This window comes from Parabacteroides sp. AF19-14, from assembly GCF_003635485.1.
Classification (GTDB): domain Bacteria; phylum Bacteroidota; class Bacteroidia; order Bacteroidales; family Tannerellaceae; genus Parabacteroides; species Parabacteroides distasonis.
In genome coordinates this window covers 20,140-39,274 of sequence record NZ_QTMJ01000005.1, presented here as the reverse complement: position 1 = coordinate 39,274, position 19,135 = coordinate 20,140, and the positions used below count along the sequence as shown (strand labels likewise).

General features: G+C 53.9%; 27 protein-coding genes. 11 read left to right on the top strand and 16 right to left on the bottom strand.

Annotated elements, in window-relative coordinates; translation table 11 throughout:
- Nucleotides 1-12 precede the first annotated feature (12 nt).
- Both DWX33_RS06620 and DWX33_RS06615 read right to left on the bottom strand, forming a co-directional pair.
- Nucleotides 13-456: a hypothetical protein gene (locus DWX33_RS06620; protein ID WP_022192617.1), complete on the bottom strand. Its 444-nt coding sequence runs from the start codon at nt 454-456 to the stop codon at nt 13-15.
- 1 nt (nt 457) lies between these two features.
- A complete protein-coding gene (locus tag DWX33_RS06615; RefSeq protein ID WP_122380091.1) occupies nt 458-4,318 on the bottom strand; it encodes a hypothetical protein in 3,861 nt (1,286 codons plus the stop codon).
- Between DWX33_RS06615 and DWX33_RS22290 the strand changes: the two genes are divergently transcribed.
- Nucleotides 4,296-4,523: a hypothetical protein gene (locus DWX33_RS22290; RefSeq protein WP_147425502.1), complete on the top strand. Its 228-nt coding sequence runs from the start codon at nt 4,296-4,298 to the stop codon at nt 4,521-4,523. The genes DWX33_RS06615 and DWX33_RS22290 overlap by 23 nt on opposite strands.
- A gap of 7 nt (nt 4,524-4,530) precedes the next feature.
- Here the strand turns inward: DWX33_RS22290 and DWX33_RS06610 are convergent, their stop codons facing one another.
- Complete coding sequence (locus DWX33_RS06610; RefSeq protein WP_122380090.1) at nt 4,531-5,010, bottom strand: hypothetical protein; 480 nt, start codon at nt 5,008-5,010, stop codon at nt 4,531-4,533.
- Nucleotides 5,010-5,570 carry a hypothetical protein gene (locus DWX33_RS06605; RefSeq protein WP_122380089.1) on the bottom strand — a complete coding sequence of 187 codons (561 nt, stop codon included), beginning with the start codon at nt 5,568-5,570 and terminating at the stop codon, nt 5,010-5,012. The genes DWX33_RS06610 and DWX33_RS06605 overlap by 1 nt, the downstream gene beginning before the upstream one ends.
- Before the next feature lie 18 nt (nt 5,571-5,588).
- On the opposite strand from DWX33_RS06605, the gene DWX33_RS22360 reads away from it, so the two are divergent.
- Complete coding sequence (locus DWX33_RS22360; RefSeq protein WP_158595288.1) at nt 5,589-5,732, top strand: hypothetical protein; 144 nt, start codon at nt 5,589-5,591, stop codon at nt 5,730-5,732.
- 114 nt (nt 5,733-5,846) lie between these two features.
- Here DWX33_RS22360 and DWX33_RS06600 read toward each other — a convergent pair whose 3' ends face one another.
- The 4 genes from DWX33_RS06600 to DWX33_RS06585 are packed head-to-tail and all read right to left on the bottom strand — an operon-like array spanning nt 5,847 to nt 8,893.
- Nucleotides 5,847-6,257: a hypothetical protein gene (locus tag DWX33_RS06600; RefSeq protein WP_122380088.1), complete on the bottom strand. Its 411-nt coding sequence runs from the start codon at nt 6,255-6,257 to the stop codon at nt 5,847-5,849.
- A 12-nt stretch (nt 6,258-6,269) separates the two neighbouring features.
- Nucleotides 6,270-6,695 carry a lysozyme gene (locus DWX33_RS06595; protein WP_122380087.1) on the bottom strand — a complete coding sequence of 142 codons (426 nt, stop codon included), beginning with the start codon at nt 6,693-6,695 and terminating at the stop codon, nt 6,270-6,272.
- Nucleotides 6,692-7,855 carry a hypothetical protein gene (locus DWX33_RS06590; protein WP_199713279.1) on the bottom strand — a complete coding sequence of 388 codons (1,164 nt, stop codon included), beginning with the start codon at nt 7,853-7,855 and terminating at the stop codon, nt 6,692-6,694. Before DWX33_RS06590 ends, DWX33_RS06595 begins: the two co-directional genes overlap by 4 nt.
- A 6-nt stretch (nt 7,856-7,861) precedes the next feature.
- Entirely contained in the window at nt 7,862-8,893 is a 1,032-nt protein-coding gene (locus DWX33_RS06585) for a head maturation protease, ClpP-related (RefSeq protein ID WP_233570130.1), read from the bottom strand.
- A gap of 168 nt (nt 8,894-9,061) precedes the next feature.
- Between DWX33_RS06585 and DWX33_RS06580 the strand changes: the two genes are divergently transcribed.
- The 7 genes from DWX33_RS06580 (at nt 9,062) to DWX33_RS06550 (ending at nt 15,165) form a co-directional block, all read left to right on the top strand.
- On the top strand, nt 9,062-9,505 hold the full coding sequence (locus tag DWX33_RS06580; RefSeq protein ID WP_122380086.1) for a helix-turn-helix domain-containing protein: 444 nt from the start codon (nt 9,062-9,064) through the stop codon (nt 9,503-9,505).
- Complete coding sequence (locus DWX33_RS06575; RefSeq protein ID WP_122380085.1) at nt 9,502-11,028, top strand: hypothetical protein; 1,527 nt, start codon at nt 9,502-9,504, stop codon at nt 11,026-11,028. The genes DWX33_RS06580 and DWX33_RS06575 overlap by 4 nt, the downstream gene beginning before the upstream one ends.
- Nucleotides 11,025-11,447 (top strand): phage protein Gp36 family protein, encoded by a 423-nt coding sequence (locus tag DWX33_RS06570; protein WP_122380084.1) that lies wholly within the window; start codon nt 11,025-11,027, stop codon nt 11,445-11,447. Before DWX33_RS06575 ends, DWX33_RS06570 begins: the two co-directional genes overlap by 4 nt.
- A 23-nt stretch (nt 11,448-11,470) precedes the next feature.
- Complete coding sequence (locus DWX33_RS06565) at nt 11,471-12,799, top strand: DUF935 family protein (RefSeq protein ID WP_122380083.1); 1,329 nt, start codon at nt 11,471-11,473, stop codon at nt 12,797-12,799.
- Nucleotides 12,800-12,882: 83 nt separating this feature from the next.
- Nucleotides 12,883-14,001 carry a phage minor head protein gene (locus DWX33_RS06560; protein WP_122380082.1) on the top strand — a complete coding sequence of 373 codons (1,119 nt, stop codon included), beginning with the start codon at nt 12,883-12,885 and terminating at the stop codon, nt 13,999-14,001.
- A gap of 81 nt (nt 14,002-14,082) precedes the next feature.
- Nucleotides 14,083-14,697, top strand: coding sequence for a phage virion morphogenesis protein (locus tag DWX33_RS06555; RefSeq protein WP_122380081.1), 615 nt, complete (start codon nt 14,083-14,085; stop codon nt 14,695-14,697).
- A gap of 36 nt (nt 14,698-14,733) precedes the next feature.
- Nucleotides 14,734-15,165, top strand: coding sequence for a hypothetical protein (locus tag DWX33_RS06550; protein ID WP_122380080.1), 432 nt, complete (start codon nt 14,734-14,736; stop codon nt 15,163-15,165).
- Between the two features lie 2 nt (nt 15,166-15,167).
- Here DWX33_RS06550 and DWX33_RS06545 read toward each other — a convergent pair whose 3' ends face one another.
- Nucleotides 15,168-15,437, bottom strand: coding sequence for a transposase (locus DWX33_RS06545; RefSeq protein WP_122380079.1), 270 nt, complete (start codon nt 15,435-15,437; stop codon nt 15,168-15,170).
- Between the two features lie 188 nt (nt 15,438-15,625).
- Here DWX33_RS06545 and DWX33_RS06540 point away from each other — a divergent pair, with 188 nt between their 5' ends.
- Nucleotides 15,626-16,066 (top strand): HU family DNA-binding protein, encoded by a 441-nt coding sequence (locus DWX33_RS06540; protein WP_122380078.1) that lies wholly within the window; start codon nt 15,626-15,628, stop codon nt 16,064-16,066.
- Between the two features lie 123 nt (nt 16,067-16,189).
- Nucleotides 16,190-16,405, top strand: a complete 216-nt coding sequence (locus DWX33_RS06535) for a DUF4248 domain-containing protein (protein ID WP_122380077.1) — start codon at nt 16,190-16,192, stop codon at nt 16,403-16,405.
- Nucleotides 16,406-16,479: 74 nt separating this feature from the next.
- On the opposite strand, the gene DWX33_RS06530 is transcribed toward DWX33_RS06535, so the two are convergent.
- The 7 genes from DWX33_RS06530 to DWX33_RS06500 form a co-directional block, all read right to left on the bottom strand.
- Nucleotides 16,480-16,737, bottom strand: coding sequence for a hypothetical protein (locus tag DWX33_RS06530; RefSeq protein WP_147425500.1), 258 nt, complete (start codon nt 16,735-16,737; stop codon nt 16,480-16,482).
- Nucleotides 16,738-16,757: 20 nt separating this feature from the next.
- Nucleotides 16,758-17,006 carry a hypothetical protein gene (locus DWX33_RS06525; protein WP_122380075.1) on the bottom strand — a complete coding sequence of 83 codons (249 nt, stop codon included), beginning with the start codon at nt 17,004-17,006 and terminating at the stop codon, nt 16,758-16,760.
- A gap of 20 nt (nt 17,007-17,026) precedes the next feature.
- Entirely contained in the window at nt 17,027-17,254 is a 228-nt protein-coding gene (locus DWX33_RS06520) for a zinc finger-like domain-containing protein (protein ID WP_122380074.1), read from the bottom strand.
- Nucleotides 17,251-17,691 (bottom strand): DUF4494 domain-containing protein, encoded by a 441-nt coding sequence (locus DWX33_RS06515; protein WP_122380073.1) that lies wholly within the window; start codon nt 17,689-17,691, stop codon nt 17,251-17,253. The genes DWX33_RS06520 and DWX33_RS06515 overlap by 4 nt, the downstream gene beginning before the upstream one ends.
- 8 nt (nt 17,692-17,699) lie before the next feature.
- Entirely contained in the window at nt 17,700-18,053 is a 354-nt protein-coding gene (locus tag DWX33_RS06510) for a hypothetical protein (RefSeq protein WP_122380072.1), read from the bottom strand.
- Nucleotides 18,054-18,214: 161 nt separating this feature from the next.
- Entirely contained in the window at nt 18,215-18,862 is a 648-nt protein-coding gene (locus tag DWX33_RS06505; protein WP_122380071.1) for a DUF3164 family protein, read from the bottom strand.
- Nucleotides 18,859-19,134 carry a hypothetical protein gene (locus DWX33_RS06500; protein WP_122380070.1) on the bottom strand — a complete coding sequence of 92 codons (276 nt, stop codon included), beginning with the start codon at nt 19,132-19,134 and terminating at the stop codon, nt 18,859-18,861. The genes DWX33_RS06505 and DWX33_RS06500 overlap by 4 nt, the downstream gene beginning before the upstream one ends.
- Nucleotide 19,135 lies beyond the last annotated feature (1 nt).

The following is a 19,135-nucleotide window of genomic DNA, read 5'->3' as shown; positions in this document are numbered from 1 at the left end:
GTTTTAGTACCGTTAAAACTCGGGTTTAGGCTCCCTGAACTTGACGGTCCACATGGCCGCCAGCCTGCCGGTCGTCCGGAGCCGTGTCCTCATCACCATGCCCGGACAGCTCTGGTAATAGAGCCTGTATGTCTTTCCCGTCTCGGTGACACGCACGTTGAGCGTACCGGATCTCAGGACATCGACAAACGCCTTGTACCTCGTCCGGAAATCCAGCTCGCTCTCCGCCACCATGGCGAACCGGAGGGAGACATCGCGTGCCTCGTACCTCGGGAGCGTCACGTCCACCTCCTCGCCATCCCGTTCCCGGTAATCGACGGTGGTGTATTTTTTGACGGGCGGGGGTGTCATCAACGCGGAGAGATTGTCATACGTCCCGCCCCGGTCATTGGCCAGGAACACGCCGTATGTCGCGTAAGCGTCCAGGTTGTTTATATACAGCTTGCCTTCCCTCATGCTATCTCACTTTTAATCCGTTTGTCAATATTTCCAACAGCGTCCGGTCGATCCTGTCCAGCCGCTTGCAATAGGAGGTGTTCCGGGCGATCTCCTCGGAGTACTCAAGCCCCTTGCTGAGAAAGGTCCGCATGTCGAGGACGCACCCCTTGATCTCGCTCACGTTGATCTGTATGGCGGTGAACCTCCCGTTCAGCTCGCTGGCGGTGTCTTGTGTCATCGTGGTGAAAGCGCCCGCTCTGGCCTGTTGGGTGAGGGTAGAGTCTATCTTGTTGCCCGTCACCCTCTCCATGTCCTCGAGTTGCTTGGCCGCGTTCTCGACGATCTTGTCGTATTGCGCTTTCAGGTCCGCGATATCGCTTTCCGTCAATCCCGCCCCGCTCGCCTCGGCGAACGACTCATACCATTTCCGGAGCGGCTCTTCCAAGGCTCTCATCTTGATTCCCTGTAGGACGGCATTATTCAACATCTCTTGGAAATCGTCGGCGAAATCCTTCGCTGATCGTTTGCCCTCGGCGAAGCCCTGTATGATACTATCCGCGATACTGTCGGTCGTGGTACCGGTCAGGACCTCCCGCATCGACTCCTCCTGGTCATCCAGCATTTGGTCGATATCGACACCTTCCTCTCTCAATGCCCGGAGCTGCTCGAATAATCTCGCCACCTTCTCCTCCAGCTTACCCTCGGTATAGAGCTTCTCTATATCCTCGTAGCTCTTGCCCGCGAGACTGGAGTACTCGTTCCACGTCTTCGCCTTCCGGAACCACGTGCCATGGCGGTAGCCTACGCCGCTGATATATTGCTCTCCTTGGATCTGTTGCAGCAACCGGTCGTACTCGCTCCCGGAGGCTTGTCGCTGTTTTTCCAGTTCCTCCGTGATCCGTTTGTTGTAAGCCAAGGTCATCTCGCCGATCTGCCGCTGGGTACGGAGACGTTCCCTTAACAGCCGTTGATATTCCATCTCGCCCTGGATCGCCTCGTCGTAGAACTTTTGTTGCTCTTCCCGGGCCTCCCGGTTCATCTCCTTCACTTTCTTACCCATGGAGAATATGGAGCCGACACTTGACACGACACTCGCTATGCCGCCAAGAAAGTCTCCTTGCGCGAATTGTGAGGCGGCCGTGGCGAAACCTCCCAGGGCGGTGGTCAGTTCCACCACTTGGCTGGCGGCGTAACCCGCCTCATCCCCGAAGATGTCACCGATTCCCCCGGCTATGGTGTTCAGGTCGTTGTTGATCTTTTGGACGGAGGAGTCGATCCCCTCAAGGGCCCCGGCCATACCGTCGCCATCCCCCTCCCTCATCGCCTTCAGCAGCTTCTTCCAGTCATCGCCGATCGATTTAAACGGCGAGCGGGTACGGATCGCCTCCTCCAGCCGGGTGATGGCATCCTGGTACTCCTTCACGTTCTTGGGGTCCCATGCCGACGTGTTGACCTCCCGGGCTTGCTTGAGCAATCCTTCCAGCGAGGGGAGGGCCATCTTATCGAGATCCCCGAAGATCTTGTCCCACATGTCCGTATCCTTCAGCTCATCGAGGGATAGGCTTGACAGGGCTTTTCTCTTGCCTCTCTCGGCCTCGTCGATGGCGGCATCGATGGCCTCCTTGTTCTTCTCGGTGCGTTGGCTGGTCAGGTAGGCGATATCCTCGTTATATTTTCGCTCGATCTCCAGTCGCTTGGTCGCGTAGTCCTGGTATTGTCTCAAGGTCTTCTCCAGCAGATCGGCCTCTGCCTTGTCCCGGGTCAAGTCCGCCATCCCGGTAGCGTCGGACAGTTCCTTGGTCTGCGTTCCGGGTAGCTGGGAGACGGAGGTCGTGGAGGGCTTGAACGTGAGCCCCTTCTTCTTCCAGTTCGGGTTCTCGTTCTCCCACAGGGCTTGCTCTATCTTTTGCTGGGCGAGAATATATTCACGGCCTTTCTTCCCGATCTCGTTTATCTTTCTGTCATAGTCCAAAGCGATTTGGGCCAGCTCCTTGTCGGAGCCCTCTTTCCTGAGGTTGATATTTTGCTGGCGAAGCTCCAGCTCGGCATCCTTCTCCCTTTGTCCCAGAACGGCCTTTTGGCGCTCGATCTCCAGCTCACGCATGGCGGTCTCGGCCTTGATCACGTTCGCCGCCTCCTTGGCCCGTTGCTCCTTGGTCTGTTGCTTGTCCGCGGCGGATTGTTTCTTCTCGTACGAGTCATATGCCTTCAAGGCCTCTGTCGCCTTGTCGATATCCGCCTTGGCCGTCTTGTAGGCGGTGACGATGGCCGGCTCGATACCGGCGGTCTTTCCGGAATCAAGCAATTTCTTTTGTTCCGCGTCGATCTCCTCCAGGGCCTTGGTAGCCCGTTTTTTGACACCTTCCCAGTATTCCTTGTCCTTGGTGGAAGATATCTTGTCTTTCCCTTCTATATCGGCTTTTCTCAAGGTCTCCTCGGCTTCTTTTCTCTTTGCAGTACCAAGGGTGAAGAAGGCCTCGGCCGTTTTTTTCGCCGCCTCCGCCTCCTTGTCCAAGGCCTTGGCTTGTGCCTCTATTCCATTGGCGATCTCCTCGTTGGCCTGCTTGGCGGTTTTCACGTTTCCATACCGGGTGTCCTGCATGTAGGCGCTTACGGGGATATCTTTCGAGTTTCTTCGTTCATCCGCTTCCTTGCGTTTATCCGCGGCCTGTATCTCTGCCTGCATTTGCTTCGTATATTGCTCGCTAGCCAAGGTCATGGCCGCCGAGGCTTGCGCCCTTAGCTTAAGCGCCTCGATAAAGGAGCCGGTATTTTTTATAAGCAGGTTTTCCGCTTCCTCCACGTTATTGATGGAGATGCCCATAGAGTCAAAAGATGATTTATTCTCGTCTATGAATTTCTTTTGTCTGGCCACGTCTGGCCCCAAGGCTTTCCAGCGATCTTGCAACTCTCTCAAAGCGGTGATTTGTTTTCCTACGGTTTCCGTATTCTCCAAGGACTTCTTGTTGACATCACCCTGTATTTCAGCCATGCTCTTGAGGGCGGATTGTGCCCCGAAAAGACTTTTAGTCCAACTTATCACGTCGTTTCCATATACAGATAGCAGTGTGATCCCGACCACCAATGCCGTCTGCCAGCTCACGATGGAGGATAGCACCTGTTTCCATACGGGAACCGTGGCCTGGTTCGATTTCTTCAGTAACTCGTTCTCTATTCTGGCGGCACGGATATTGTCGGCCAAGATGGGAAGGTTATTGGAGATGGCCAGAAAGAACATGTTGGCACCCAAGGTGAGCGAGGGTAGTTCCCGGGCCACTTGTTGTACCGACATGGAAAGGCTGTTGAATCCGGTACCGGCGGAGCGGCTGTAAGCGGACAAGCGGGATTGCGCCGTCTGGATCTCCTTGTCAAGGTCGCCGATCTGTTTTAGGATTCCCTGTCCGGCGTTCCCTTCCCTGTCTGCCTTGGACAGGTTATAGTAAGCCGAGGTCAGCTCCTGCAAGCGTTTCTGGAGGGCCATGACGGAATCGACGGCTTTCGATTCCGTTTGTATCCGCTCGTTCAGCGTACGCATACCGGCGCTGATCGCCTCGCGCAGGTTGTTCTCCTGCACCGCTAGTGCCGCTTTCATCTGCGCGTGTTGCCGGGTGGTGACGGTGCCGGCCTCCAGCCCGTCATCCAATGATTTCTGAACGACGGCCAAGTCACGCAACGCGTTGATGTTCTCCTGTATGGATACGGCCAGTTTCCGGTTCTCGGCGCTCATGGCACCGTAGGCCTCGCCACTGTCGGCGATCAGGCGTTGGTACGTCTTCGCCGACTCGTCACGCAGGCCCTTGATGCCGAGGGTCACCTTCTCGACCTCATCCTCCAGGTTCCCCCGGAACTCGAATGTTATGTATACGGGATCGTTCACCATTTATTTCAGTCCTAAGAATTCCAGTTCCTCCTCCTCGGTTTGGATAACGTTTTCCTCCCCGGATCTCTTTCTCATACGTCCTTGGTCGTTGATCATCATCAGGATGACGCACCAAGGGATCTTGTTCATCACCTCGTCGTACGTGAACGCCCCGGAGGCGATCAGCGAGTGGATTTGTCCGAACGGGCTATGGGGAGGCTCGTAAGCCTCCTTTAACTCCCTTTCCCTGTCGGTTGGCTCGTCACCGGCTCTGTCAGTCTCAAACTTGCCGCCGATGCGATAATACTCACGAAATCCGACCCATCACAAGTCAGTACCACGATCTTCATCAACTCCGCCATGCCACGCATCCCCATATGGGAACGGATATATGAGGCCAACGGGCGGTTCAGCAGCCACGCCGATATCGATCCCCGGATCATGCCGTAGGCGATCAGTCTCGATGCCGTCACGCCGTGCTTGTCGATATACTCCATCAACGTGCCGATATCCCCGGACATCAACCTCTTTATGTCGATATTCATCCGGCAGAAAAGCCGGGCGATACGGAACACGTTGCTGCCAACCGGCCGTTTCATCCAATATCCGATGCTCTTCTTACCGAATATCCGCAAGAACCATGGCGCTGGGAGGATGATCTTGAGCCGATGGTCCAGCAGGGCCTCGGCGGCCTCCATCTCTACCTTGTCCATCATGCGCCGGGTTTAGGCTCGCCCAGCTTGTAGACGGCGTACGGGCCGTCGTTCTCTCCGATCGGGGCGAGCGCCTTGGCCGTCACCTCGATCTGGGCGATGTCGGTACGGGTAAGGTTCCATACGAAGCGGGCGGTCACCTGGGCGTTCGGGATATCGATCACCACGTTGTGCGGCGTGATCACACGAACTGCTTTACGTACCGTCACGATATCGCGTGGGGCCTGGTATTTTGTCACGGAGTAGCTCTTGCCCTCGACGGTCACGTCCTCGACCTCCGATACCGTGCCTCCGAATACCTCCTTCAAGGTATCGTTGTCCCACTCCAAGAAATTCAGTTTCACTTGTTTCAAACCCGGCTCGTTGGGCGCGCTTTCAACGGGGGCGGCGGGTTCCTCCTCGCAATAGAAGTCGCTGGTCGTGTCCGCCTCGGTGGTGAACGAGGCCGTGCCCTTCATCGTGCGCGCCAACTGCCTCATCACAGCCGGCATGCCCCCGGCGGGGTTCACGTCAGCGAACAGGGCCTTCCTCAGCCCGATGGATGTTGTTTTATTTTCCATTTCCTATATGTTTTGAGAATGATTATTAAAAAGATTGTTATTGAAATGCCGATCAAACCGTGTTTAAGACGGTTCCAGAAAGAGGATATGACCGGCTCTTTTGCCGCTTCCGACCGTGACAGCTGGTTCCGGGTATGCGCCAGGCTCTCCTCTTCCGTATAGTTCAATCCCGGGGTATTCTCCGTCTCGGCTATGACGTATAGGCTGTCACCCTTTATACTGGCCATCACGCGGATATTACCGGATTTCTTGGTATATACGGCTCCCCGGGGGAGCTTACGGAGGCTGTCCGTCGGGATTGTCAGCTCCGCCAGGCTCGACGGGATTGTCACGGGGGTAACGGATACCTTTTTGTTCCAGTTTAGACTGTCTGACAGTCGCGTGGAAGTATTTTCTCTTGCAGTCCTGCACGACAGGGCGAGCAGGGCAAGCAGTATAACGCTTGCATTCCTCCATGCGTGTGATAATAGACAGGAACCCGGACACTTTTTCTTCCAAGAGGATAATTTTCTCATTTTGCTTCAGTAATGTCTCGTTGTTCGACTCGGCAATTTTCTGGTATACGGAAACGGTATCACGGGTCAGCTCCGCTTTCTTGTATCGCCGCGTCTGAACGAACATGATGATACCCCAAAGTCCGAAACCGCTGTTTATCAGTTCCCGTAATATGTCGAAAAGTTGCTCCATCCTTTTTAGTGATTAAGAGAAATACAGGTCCGCCTCGGCTCTCCTGCGTCGTATCAGCCCCGCCAGCTCCACCCCCTTGGATCGTGTCCAGCGGGAGAACTCATAGCGGATATTCACGTTGTCCGGGTTCGCTTTCACGCATTTCAAGAGTGTTGATCTCTTGAATTGGGTCTCGCCCACGTTGAACACGAACGACACCAACGCGTCGAATTGGTTCTGGCTCACGCCCGGGCACTCACGGTTCACGATGGCCTCGGCACCACGCAAGTCTTCCACCAGTAGCTGCTCGGCTTTCCGGTCATCGATCCGGTCACCGCCGCGGACGTTGGCGGTATGGCCGTAGCCGATCGTCCAAACACCCGCGGGACAACGATACGCCTCCAGCCGGAGGCTCTCGAATCCCTTGATCAGGTTAATACCGCATTGACTGGTTCTCATGCCTCGGCCGCCTTAAACCATTTTTTACCATCATAGCCCAAAACGGCGGTTTTACCCCCGGCTATCTCAATGTCTCCCACGGATATCTTCTTATCGGAAGCTTTATTCGTGATGGTAAGACGGGCTCCCAGGATAACGCCATCTCCGGTAACGCTGAAGACAGCGTCCTCCGTCGGTGTGTCCTCCAACGTGGAGACGGGTGTAGCCATCGTTACGGTCGTACCGGCCAAGGTCGCTACCTTCGTTTCCCTAGCGTCCAGCATGATCACGTCCTCACCCCAAGCGATATTCGTATCGGCTTTCATGAGCATCTTGAAGAAATACCTCTCGCCGGCATTGGTGAGCTTATCAATCTGGATCACGTCCATGTCATCCACGAGGTTGACGCCCGCCCATAGGTTGGTGTCATAATCCATGCCACAGATAGTGGCCACGATCAATCCGTCCGGCCAGTTGGACACCGGGACGATACGGATACCCTTGTAGCGCTCCACGTTCATGTCCGTGTAATTCGCCCCCTTGTTCGGTTGTTGTGTCAATTCCTCGTCGTACTTGTCAAAATCGGTGATGCTCATCAGGATACGTAGTCCCGGGTTAGATCGCATGACTGTCGGGATCTTGTCCTTGACGGCCTTTAGCTTCTTGATCATGGTCGTCTCCTTGGAGGTTATGGTCACGACATCCTTGTCGGCGAGCATACGGGTAACGATCCCGTTGAACAAGTGGTTGTCATCCTCCCCGAGCACACCGTTTATGAAATGGAAGCCCAGCTCGAACTTGACGGACTTCGCCAACTCTCGCAGCAAGGCGTTCTGTCCCTCGGCCGGAAGCTCTGCGAACACCAAGTTGCCTTTCGGTTGCCACGGTCGCCAAATCTGCTCGAACGTACGGGGGTTGAAGTCAGTGAAAGCCATGAAGTCTACCGGCACTAGCTCGCGCTCGTCGTACGTGAAATTACCTTTCGCATCATCTTGGGTCGGCATCTCCTTACGTTTCTGCAACATCTTTCCGGTGCGCAGGCGGGGGATGGAAAACTTTTTCGACACTTCAGGCACGATACGGATCAGTCCTTTCTCGACCAGCTCGTTTCCTGTGGCGGCACGGGTCAGTAGCATCTCCAGCACCTCGCCCGTGTAATTGGTTCCTTGAATTACAATCATCGTCTCTTACTTTTTTAAGTTGGTTTTAATCTCGTTCATTCGTTTCTCCCATGGGGATCCCTCGCCGGCGGGAGGGGTGTGTAGGTCATCCATCACCCGGCGGGATGGCCTCAAGGCTTTCAATGCGGCCTCGCCATTCTCCGGATCCGCCTTCAACAGGTTCAGGTATACCTCACGTTGTGGCTCCTTGATGCGCCCGTCCTTGACAGCCGCGTCTACCAGGGCGGTACGGGCGGCGGCGGCCTCGGCCTCCTCCTTGTCCGCGTACGCCTTGAGCCGGTTTTTCAACTCCGTGTTCTCGGTCGTCAATCCGGGAACCTTCCCGGCTTCCGTCTCCAGATGCCCGACATGGCGGAGCACCTCGTCATCATTCGCCATGTTGGCGAACGACGGTCGTTTTCTTAATTCGTCCAATAACATATTCTTTGGGTTTAACCTGTTTTGATAGATATCGAACACTTGCCGCGGGGTACAGTCCTCCGGGACCGGGTCAGTATCATAGACGCTGTCCACCAATCCCATCGCCAACGCCTCGTCCGCCGTGAACCAATGCTCTCCACCATCGAAAAACAGTTGTTTGATCTCGTCTTTTGTCTTCTTGCAGCGTGCCGCGTAGATGTCCGCAAGGGTCTCCTCAAGCGATTCGATCTCGTCCACGCATTGACGGATCTCATCCTTGTTGCCATAACACCCTCCCGATACGCTGTGAACCATCAGGCGGGCGTACCGGCTCATGTGTACGGGCTTGCCGCACGACGCGATCACGCTAGCGATGCTGGCGGCGATACCGTCTATGTAGATGTTCACGTCCGCCTTGCTGCCGCGGAGGGCGTTAAAGATCGCGATACCGGAATAGACCTCGCCGCCCATGCTGTTGACGCGTATGTCTACTTTTTTGTAGACGGCCTCTATCTCCATCAGCTCGCGGACAATGTCGCCGCTACGGATATCATCGTCGTAACTGCCGATGTTACCATAGAGGAGCACGCACGCCGTGCCGTCTTTTCCGGCTATCATATTGAAAAACTGTTTTGCCATATTGCGCTTGTTTTGACGCAAAAGTGAGAAGGAAAAAGCCCCCGTGCAAATCGGAATTACATGATAAAATTTTATATATCAATGATAAAAGCGTAACTATCCATCTTGAAAAGCCAATTTGCCAGCCCCCGTTTTTACCGCCAATTTTGCTTCAAAAAGATCGTGATTATGGCAGATTTAACGAACGCTCAAAAGAAAGAGTACGCCGGGCTTCTCTACTTGCGTGAGAACCTGACGCAGCAGGAGATAGCGGAAAAGGTAGGTGTCAGCCGCCGGACCGTGGGGACATGGATCACCACGGGCAAATGGGAGGAGATGAAAGCCGGACTCACCATGACCCGTGAGCAACAGATCATGAACCTGCAACGGCAGATCGCCGAGATCAACAGAGTAATCGCCCAGCGTCCGACGGGTGAGCGGTTCGCTTCTGCTACAGAGAGTAAGACGATAGCGCAACTCTCTGCCGCCATCGACAAGCTGGAGAAGGATGCCGGTTTGAAAGACTTGATCAGCTCCGCCACCCGATTCCTCGTATGGCTCCGGTCGATCGACACTGGCAAGGCCAAGGAATTCGGAGTTTTGTGGGATAATTTTATAAGGAGTACGTTATGACTACAGAGGAGAGAGATGCCCTAAAAGGCTGGGAGAAGTTCCAAGCCTCCTTGCAAACAGACGTGCTGCTGGAGCATAAGAACGACACCGAGAAAGCGAGATTTCTCACTCGATTGGAGAAGAATCCTATCGAGTGGATCCTATATTTCTTCCCTGATTATGCTAAAAGTCCGTTCGCTCCGTTCCAGATCCGTGCCATCAACCGTTGTATCAAACAGGATGAGTGGTATGAGGTGCTATCATGGGCACGAAGCCTTGCCAAATCGACAATCGTAATGTTTATCGTCCTCTTCCTTGTATTGACCGGACGGAAACGCAACATCATGATGATCAGTGCCACCGAGGATGCCGCCAAACGTCTGCTAGCTCCCTACCGGGACGAGCTGGAGAAGAATCCCCGGATCCGTGCTTATTATGGCAACCAGACAGGGATGAATAAATGGACTGAGGGGGAATTCATCACCAATAGCGATATAGCCTTTCGTGCGATCGGTTTCGGTAACGCACCCCGTGGCTCGCGTAATAAATCTTACCGCCCGGACGTGCTTCTGATAGACGATTACGATACCGACGAGGCTTGCCGCAATGCGGACCGTGTAGAAGCGATGTGGAGCTTCTGGGAAAAGGCGGTCTATGGAACCCGTGACCCGGCTGTCGCCCTCTTGGTCATCTTCTGTGGCAATATTATCGCCAAGGATTGCTGCGTGGTGCGTGCCGGAAAGATAGCGAGGCATTGGGATATCGTCAATATCCGGGATAAGGACGGTAACAGCACTTGGCCACAAAAGAATAGCGAAGAGGCGATTGATGAGACGTTGAGTAAGATCAGCGCCTCCGCCCAGCAAACCGAGTACTACAACAACCCCGTCAGCGAGGGTGAGGTGTTCAAGGAGCTACGTTGGGGCAAGGTGCCGCCGCTGTCGAGATTCAAATTCGTGGTAGCCTATGGCGACCCGGCCCCGGGTGAGAACAAATCGAAGAAAAGCTCCACGAAGGCTGTTTGGCTGGTAGGCGAGCTGGAGGGCACGTACTACGTGTTCAAGGGCTTCCTGAACCGTGGCCTGAACGCGGAGTTCATTGACTGGTATTTCCTGTTGAACGACTACGTGAGAGGGAAGACGACCGTCTACAACTATATCGAGAACAACTCCCTGCAAGACCCGTTCTTCCGGCAGGTGTTCCGCCCGTTGCTCCAGGAGAAGTGCCGGGAGCATGACACACGTGTCTCCATCTTCCCGGACGAGGAGAAGAAAACGGACAAGGCGACCCGCATCGAGGCGAACCTAGAACCGATAAACCGTGAGGGCAAGCTGATTTTCAATATAGCGGAGAAAGATAATCCCGACATGCAGCGCCTCGCCGACCAGTTCCTGCTCTTCACCCTATCGCTCAAGTTCCCCGCCGACGGTCCCGACTGCGTCGAGGGGGCGAAACGCATTATCGATCATAAAATCCAGCGGATGGCACCTCCGGTCACGATCCCGGCCAAGGCCTTCCGCTTCAAAAACAAATATAGGTTATGACACACTTTATCGATCCGGAAGATTACGACGCTTCCGTGCGCCGTGAGATCATCGAGGCGCTGACCCGGGGGGATGATTCCATCCTTGATATCTGCGAGGACCGTGCCATTGAGGAGATGAAATCCTACCTCTCCGCCCGCTACGACGTGGAAGATATATTCGATGCCCGTGGCGGAGACCGGCATCCGCTCGTGCTGATGATGTGCCTCGACATAGCCGCCTACCATCTTTATTGCGCGGGCAACCCGCAAAAGATGCAGAACGGCATCCGGAAGGATCGCTACGAGCGGGCCGTGGAATGGCTGAAGGGCGTGCAGAGAGGCAATATCAGCGTAAACGGCATCCCGTTGCTGGGAAAAGAGGAGCGCGAGCGGGATTTTCTATGGATGGGCAACCCGAAACGGACGGTTCATTTTTAAATCTTATTTAAACGGCATTCGAAATGAGAAAGAACAAGAATAAAAGACAGATCACGGCCGGGGGGTTATTCAACCAGCCCGCCGGAGGCAATACCATATTGTTGACGCAGGCTACCCGGTGGAACCGGGATATCAGCCATTATATGAGGGCTGTCACCGAGGCGGAGCGGGTGGACTTCCCGAACCGGGTCAAATTGTACGACCTATATGATACCGCCCTGTTGGATACCCATCTCACGAGCGTATTGGAGAAACGCAAGTCGGCGGTATTATCGGCCAACGTGGAGTTCTCCCGTGGGGGTGAACCGGACGAACGGATCAACGAGATGCTGGAATCGCCTTGGTTCCTCGACTTCCTGGATGACCTGCTGGATACGATATGGTGGGGTAACAGCCTGTTCCAGTTCAAACGGGACAAGGATGGATGGTTGGCCTATGACCTGGTCCCGCGCAAGCACGTGGAACCCGTACGCCGCCTGATCATGCGTACGCAAACGGATATCCACGGCACGCCATGGGATGATTACGATGACATGTTTTTCGTGGGCCGTCCCCGCGATCTCGGGGAATTGATAAGGGACATCCCATGGGTGCTCTACAAGCGGGGGGACGTGGCGGACTGGTCGCAGTTCGCCGAGCTCTTCGGGCAACCGATCCGGGAATATACCTATAACGTGGGCGATGACGAGGCCCGCTATAACCTTGTCAACGATATCTTCGGCGAGGGTGCCAGCTCCGTGTTCCTCCATCCCGAGGGCAGTAACCTCACGCTCCATGAGGCATCCAACAAGACAGGATCCAGTGACCTCTATAAAGGTCTGGCCTCTTTCTGCAACGCGGAGATAAGCAAGCATATCCTCGGTAACACCCTGACAACCGAGGCGGGAGAGAAAGGCACCCAGGCGCTGGGAACGGTACAGAAGAAAGCGGAGGATCGTTTGCTGGAGAGGGACAAGCGGTTTGTCCTTAACGTGCTGAACTACCAGATGACCGACCTTTTCGAGTCGTTCGGCATCGATACCCGTGGTGGGAAGTTCTCCTTCGTGTTCCCCAAGAACACGGATCCCGCCGGGCGTGTGGATATTCTCGTCAAGCTGGACAGCCTGGGCCTACCCATCGATCATGACCAATTGTACGAGGAGTTCGGATTGAACAAGCCGAAGGACTACGCGGAGCAAATTGAGAATGGAAAATTGAGAATTGAAAATTCCAATGGGAAAGCCGTAGCTGACAAGGAGGACGACATCGGCAAAAAAGAGCCTAAACAGGGGAAGAAAACCTCCTTCGCGAACCTGCTTACCCGTTTTTTCGGGGAGGCCCCCGAGGGGAATCCGGGGGCTTTAGACTGGTAACGAACAGGCTGTATTACAACCAAGACTCACCCGCCACACGTATAGAGGAGGGATTCGCCTTCAACCCCGAGATCCTTCAGGAGATGATCCGGCGCATCTACGCCCACGAGTTCGATATCGCCACCGATATCGAGACAGGGGCGTGGCGTGAGTTCTGGCGTTGTTTCAACGAGGCTACCGATAAGGGATTCGGGGTACATTCCTACAATGACCGGGACGCTGATTTCTATCATGAGCTGCGATATAATAACGGTGTCTTCGCCGCTTTCCGTACGCACCGTTTCCAGAACGACATCGCCCGGCAATTGCTGGACGGGGACGGCGAGCTGAAGCCGTTCGAGCGGTTCGCCCATGACGTACATGGGCTGGTAGCCCCCACGCATCTCCGGAACTGGCTCCAGACGGAATACAGTACCGCCGTGATCCGTGCCCGGCAGGCGGCCCAGTGGAAGCGGTTCGAGGCCAACTCCGACGTGCTCCCTAACCTTAGGTGGGTGGAGAGTACCAGCCTTCACCCCGGGGAGGATCACCGGTTATTCTGGAACGTGATCCGCCCCGTCGATGACCCGTTTTGGGGTGTGCACCGCCCCGGTGACCGTTGGAATTGCAAATGCGATCTTGAGGCCACTGATGAGCCCGCCACGACACGTGACGAGATCCCGCACGGATCGCCCGCCGATCGTCCCAGCCCCGGGCTGGACAACAACCCGGCCAAGGATGCCAAACTATTCAGCGATACGCATCCATACATCCGGAACGGGTATAAGGGGGCGAGGGAGGCGGTACGGAAGTTTATCGAGGAGCGATCGCTATCCCCTGACTCCCGGATATTCAAGGAGGATATCAAGCGACAACGAGCCGAGATACGTGAATGGGCGAGAGAGAACCTGATCGGGAAGACGGCTTACGCCCCTGGCCTGGGAGCTCCGGTATCGTTCACGTCTACCGGTATCAAGGAGGCGCTGAATCAACCGCATCGGTATCTGATGGAGAAGAACGAGGCGATGAGATATATCGTGCGCTTGTTGGGAAACGCTAGACTCGCCTTGATACGTGATGATGACAAGAACAATCAAATGGTGAAAAAGTATTATTACTTTGAGATCGAGATTAACGGGGAGCCTTCTTACGCAGTGATACGAGAGTTGAAAACAGGAGAGCTAATGTTTTACACAATCGTGGAAAAGTTAAAAGGGAAATAAAGAACTTGCCAAAGGATCTGCAATCCAATACAGTCTTCTCTACCTCCCTTTTGTTTCGCAAACATACAAAATTATTTTAATATGAGCGACTTGAATCAATTAATAAAACGTCTGGAAGAGAAAAAATCCGCGTTGATCGCCTTTCACGACAAACGATGGCCCGCCCGGATAGGCGAGATCGCCATCAGCCATTTCAAGAGAAACTTCAAGGATGGCGGATGGAACGATAACGGGCTGACAAGATGGAAGAGGACGAGACGGCAGGAACATGGCGGCAAAGGCAGCTACTACAACCGTACCCCCTTGCTGAGCGGCCGGAACAACCTGTACGGCGGTTTCACCTACAAGACGGGATCGGGGCGTGTGACCGTGGAGAACAACGTGGAATACGCCCCGATACATAACACGGGGGGAACCGTACAGCACCGGATCACCCCCCGGATGCGCAAGTACGCCTGGCGTCGCTGGTTCGAATCCGCCGGAATCACGGACGAGGACAGCCCGGAGGTCCGCAAGCAAAAGGAGGCCGCCATGAACGATCATGACCGGATGTGGAAACGTCTGGCACTTACGCCCAAGCAAACCTCCGTCGTTCATATCCCACAGCGAAAGTTCATGGGACAAAGCACGGAGCTCGCCCAAAAAGTACGGGACTATACCGAAGAGGAGTTACTAAAGATCATCGGGGACATTTAATTTTCAATTTTCAACTCTCAATTTTCAATTACCAAAATGGAGCATCTATTCAACACCATCCAGACCGCCATCGCCGAGGGCATGCCGGATCTGACGCTCGTGGACGAGGACTACGGGCAGTTGCAAACCGAGGAGGATACCTATCCCGTCACCTTCCCCTGCGTCTTGATCGGCATCGAGGGGATCCGGTGGGAGACGCTTTGCGATGACTACCAGCGGGGAACCGCCACGATCGTCACCCGGCTCTGTATCGATTGCTACGACGATACGCACTATACCAGCGGAACCGCCGATAAGATAACCGGACGGATCGATCGGTTCAAGCGACTCCACGACATCGTCCGCCTGCTGGATCCGGCGGGAGCCACGCCGCTGGATCGTACCTCCTCCCGCTGGTTCTCGCTACCGGGAGCCATCAAGGTGTACGAGAGTACCTATGAGTGTATAATCGACGAGGAGCCGGCTTGAGGTCATTCGCCGGCGAACAGGGTGAGTTGCATGGCGGTGACACGTGGCATCTTGACCTTAGGGACCGGCCTTACCTCTATATCCGTCAGCTTGTCGCAATTCTTCCGGATAATGGCCATGATGCGGGCCTCGGAAATGAAAAATTCCTCTTGGGACAGGATCGCCAAAGCGTCATCAAAACGACGACGCCGTATCTCTGTCCAATAGTAATAACGACGGATCAATTTCTCGTCCCGGAGCGAGATCAGATTCTTGCTTCTTCCTTTCGCCATAGATAACCACAATCTTTTCAATACAAAAGTAACGCATATATCCCACACTTTCTCCCTTTTCCCGTATAATTATTCACTAACGTCCGCATATACCACATCCATATACGGCCCGAGCCCCACCTTTGCCCATGTCAACGGTCACTTCCATTGGCACATTGGCATATTATCTAATTAACACATTATTCATCATGGCACAGAAATTCAAATTGATCGAGAGAAAGAACCTGGGTAAGGACAACAAGGAGAACCCCAGGAAGTTCTACGCCCAGGCGGTAAACAATGGTTACGTATCCTTCGACGAGCTTTGCGGGGAGATAGCCGAGAACTGTACGCTGACATCGGCGGACGTGAAGGCGGTGATGGACCGCATGAACTACATCCTGGACAAGAACCTCCGGGCCGGGCGCATCGTGCAGTTCGGCGAGATTGGGAATTTTCGCATGGAGGTAGGCTCCACGGGGTCGCTCACGGCGAAGGCTTTCAGCACGGCGCAGATCAAGACCCCGAAGATCGTGTTCACGCCGGGCGGCAAGTTGCGCACGACGAGGGCGCTCACCACCTTCGAGCGGCAGGTGGAGGGAGAGGTGCCCGCGGCCGGGGGAGATTCCGAGAGCCCCGACGAGATCTAGCCCGGTAGCGGGTGGCAACTAAAAAGGGCGCATCCTTTTTTCCTATAGCACGTATGCTTTCCGGAAAAAGGTTGCGCCCTTTGTTTTTTATCCTTACTTTTACCGAAACCAAGGATTTCTTACATGAGTGATTTTAAGATACACGCATATGGCCTTCAGGAACTGGCCATGCTTTATTTTCCGAACAGCACCCCTCAAAGTGCCAGTAACCAATTAAAAAAGTGGATGAACAAAGAAAAATTGCTAGCCAAGCTAGAAGATGCCGGCTATAGTACCGGCCAGAAGATATTGACCCCACGGCAGGTAAGAACGATAACCGACCATGTCGGGGAACCCTAAAAAAAACACCCGGTCCGGTGATACCGGATCGGGTGTGTCGCTTTAAATATGGACAGGTTCCTTTTCAGTTTGAATCAAATACAAGCCAAATGGCCATAAGCGCATTCTGACATATTCCCATGCTTGCTTGCGTGTGCGACAAATTCCTCCAATGGAACAGCGTCTATCTCTCCTTTCGCTTTTACAATTGGGGTACCACCGCCTGTGATACTTACTTGAACAGTGTCCCAAGAAACATATTTCTGACATTCCTTGGTTAGCTCACTCTCGATTACCGACAGGCGGGCAAAAACACTATTATATTCTCCGGATAATTTTTCTATTTTTTTCATATCTTTCGCGTTCATGATCTTTACCATTTGATTGTTAAACTCAAGTCTTTCACACTAAATGTCGTCACGTCATACCCCATCACTGTCAATATCTCCACGATAGGGGTTATCAAGGTCACATCAGGAATATCCGACTTGTAATTGAGTATGAAACTTCCCTGCCTCGCTCTCCTTTCTATCAACATCATTATCTCGTCCATATAGCGCTGGATGATACCTGAGTTGTCATTCGCTATCTTACGTGCCTCCTCGGCCTTTAATCTGCTCATGTTATTATTATTTTTTAGATTCATGAATCATAATCCGGTTTCCAATCAATCTCGACCACCGCCTTGACCTTGCCGGTGCCGTCGCAATAATCGCAAACCGTGGTTTCCCACTCATCCCGGCCTGTTTGCTCGGAGAAAGAGCCTTTCCCGTTACAGACGGGGCAGGTGAAGTTCCTGAGGGTCATATTCTCCCGTATCGTTTGATAATCCGGGGGAGTCACGCTGATAATATGTTGTTGCTTGCTCATCGTGTGCTTTGCTCTAATGGGAACACGTCCATGATCGGGGTCTCACTGATCTCCATGATCGTATAATCAGCGAGTGTCCCTTTCATCCCTTCCTCGAAGTTGTCGAGGGCCTCTTTCACGCTGGAGGCTTGCGTCAACATCTTGGCTAGAGTGCGTTTCTCCGCTCCGCTCTTCTCGTCCATAGTGATAAAGTAGATGCGTACCTTGTAGAAACGGTCGCCGCTCTCATTAAAGAATGACTCGCTGAAATGGGCCCGCTTAATGTCGGCCACCGTGAACACTCCCGTGATAAACGGACGGATCTCCTCGATGATCCGTGCCTCCGCCTCCGTGAATGACAGGGCATCCACCAAATAGGGTTCCGTTACTTTCTTTTGCATCCCGTTCTCCAACATCTTCTCGTAGGAGACCTTGCATGTAAACCAATTGTGCGTCATAATATTCGTTATTTAAATAATGTAGGTTCTTTTGATTCTTTCTGATATTCCAACAGACATAGGTCTATTAGTTGAGCATCCCAGTTTATTCCGGGGCGGTTCTTGTACAGGGCGCGGATCAGCCGGCGGCAATCCTCCGGGGGAAGGCCGGTGTCCAGCTTGGCGGTGAACTGGTTGATATCGGACAGATGGATACGCTTGACATCGATGATCCGTGCGTTACCTTTCCAGATTCCTTTCAGATAGACCTGCTTGACCGCCCCGACACAATATTTAATGGGGTTGTGCAAGCGCATCGTGGTGAAGCTGTCACAATTCAATTTCCCGTTCCAGTTCTGCGTGAATTCCAATCTCTCGTTCATGACTCGATAGTATTTACCGTTTTGTTGCTTGCAATGAAAACAATAAGTGGCGTGGTGGGCGGAAGTCCGTGTCACCCTCGATACCCTGTAAGGGAAGCCGCATGGACAGATGTATATCCAGTAACCGGGGGTGAGGGTGACGGACTTTACCTTGACCCGTGTCATTCGATGGCGCTCATGGATAACGGTATGGCGTGCTCCTTGCCGTTCTCGTCACGGACGATGGCCTCCACGAACTGGCAGGTAGGTACCGGACGGTAAGCGTCCTTGATAATGCGGATGCCATCCATGAAATCCTCGTTACCGCTCTTCACGGCCAGTCGCTCAAGTTCCAGTACCTTTTGGGCCTTCAGGTTCCCCTTGCGATCCTTGGCGAGGAGCCCCATCACGGTATCCACCAGGTTGGCGCTGTTGTCGTCCTTGGCCAAGGTACGCAGATACCCCTTGACCTTGTCCACGCCCACGTTCACCGTGTCGTCCCAGCCCTCGTTGATACGGTTTCCGATACGGATCGTCTTCGTCCCGTCGGAGGTGGAGAAGGTGTCGCTCTTACGGTCGCTCTTGGCCTTGAACAGGTCGTCCTTCATGTCGATGATCGTTTGGGCGGTAGCGAAAATGTCCGCTTTCTCGGTCATCAGGATGGAGGATACGTTCTGTAATTTCTTTACCTTGTCCTCCACCCACGCGTCAACGATCGACTTGTAGTTCTCGCGTTCCTGTTGCACACGTGCCTTCTCCGCTTTCTCTTCCGCTTCCAACTGGCGTTTCAGCTCCGCCTTTTGCTCTTTTGTCAAATTCTCGATGTTCATAATGTTACTTTATTTAGTGATGATTTATTCTTGATACGATCCAACCGCTTCCATTCGTCCCGGAGGAACTGGAGATCCAGCCTCATCCGTTCGATCTCCTCGTTCCATTCTTCCAGTAGCCGGCGTTGCGCTGACATGTCCGCCACGGGGCGGGAAAGAAGGACATCGGCCAGGAAGTCGTGATCCGCCTGCATTTTCTCGATCCGCCTTTTAACGGCTTGCCCTTGAGCCTCGATATCGGCGAGGCGTTGGGCGATAGGGATGCGTGCCATG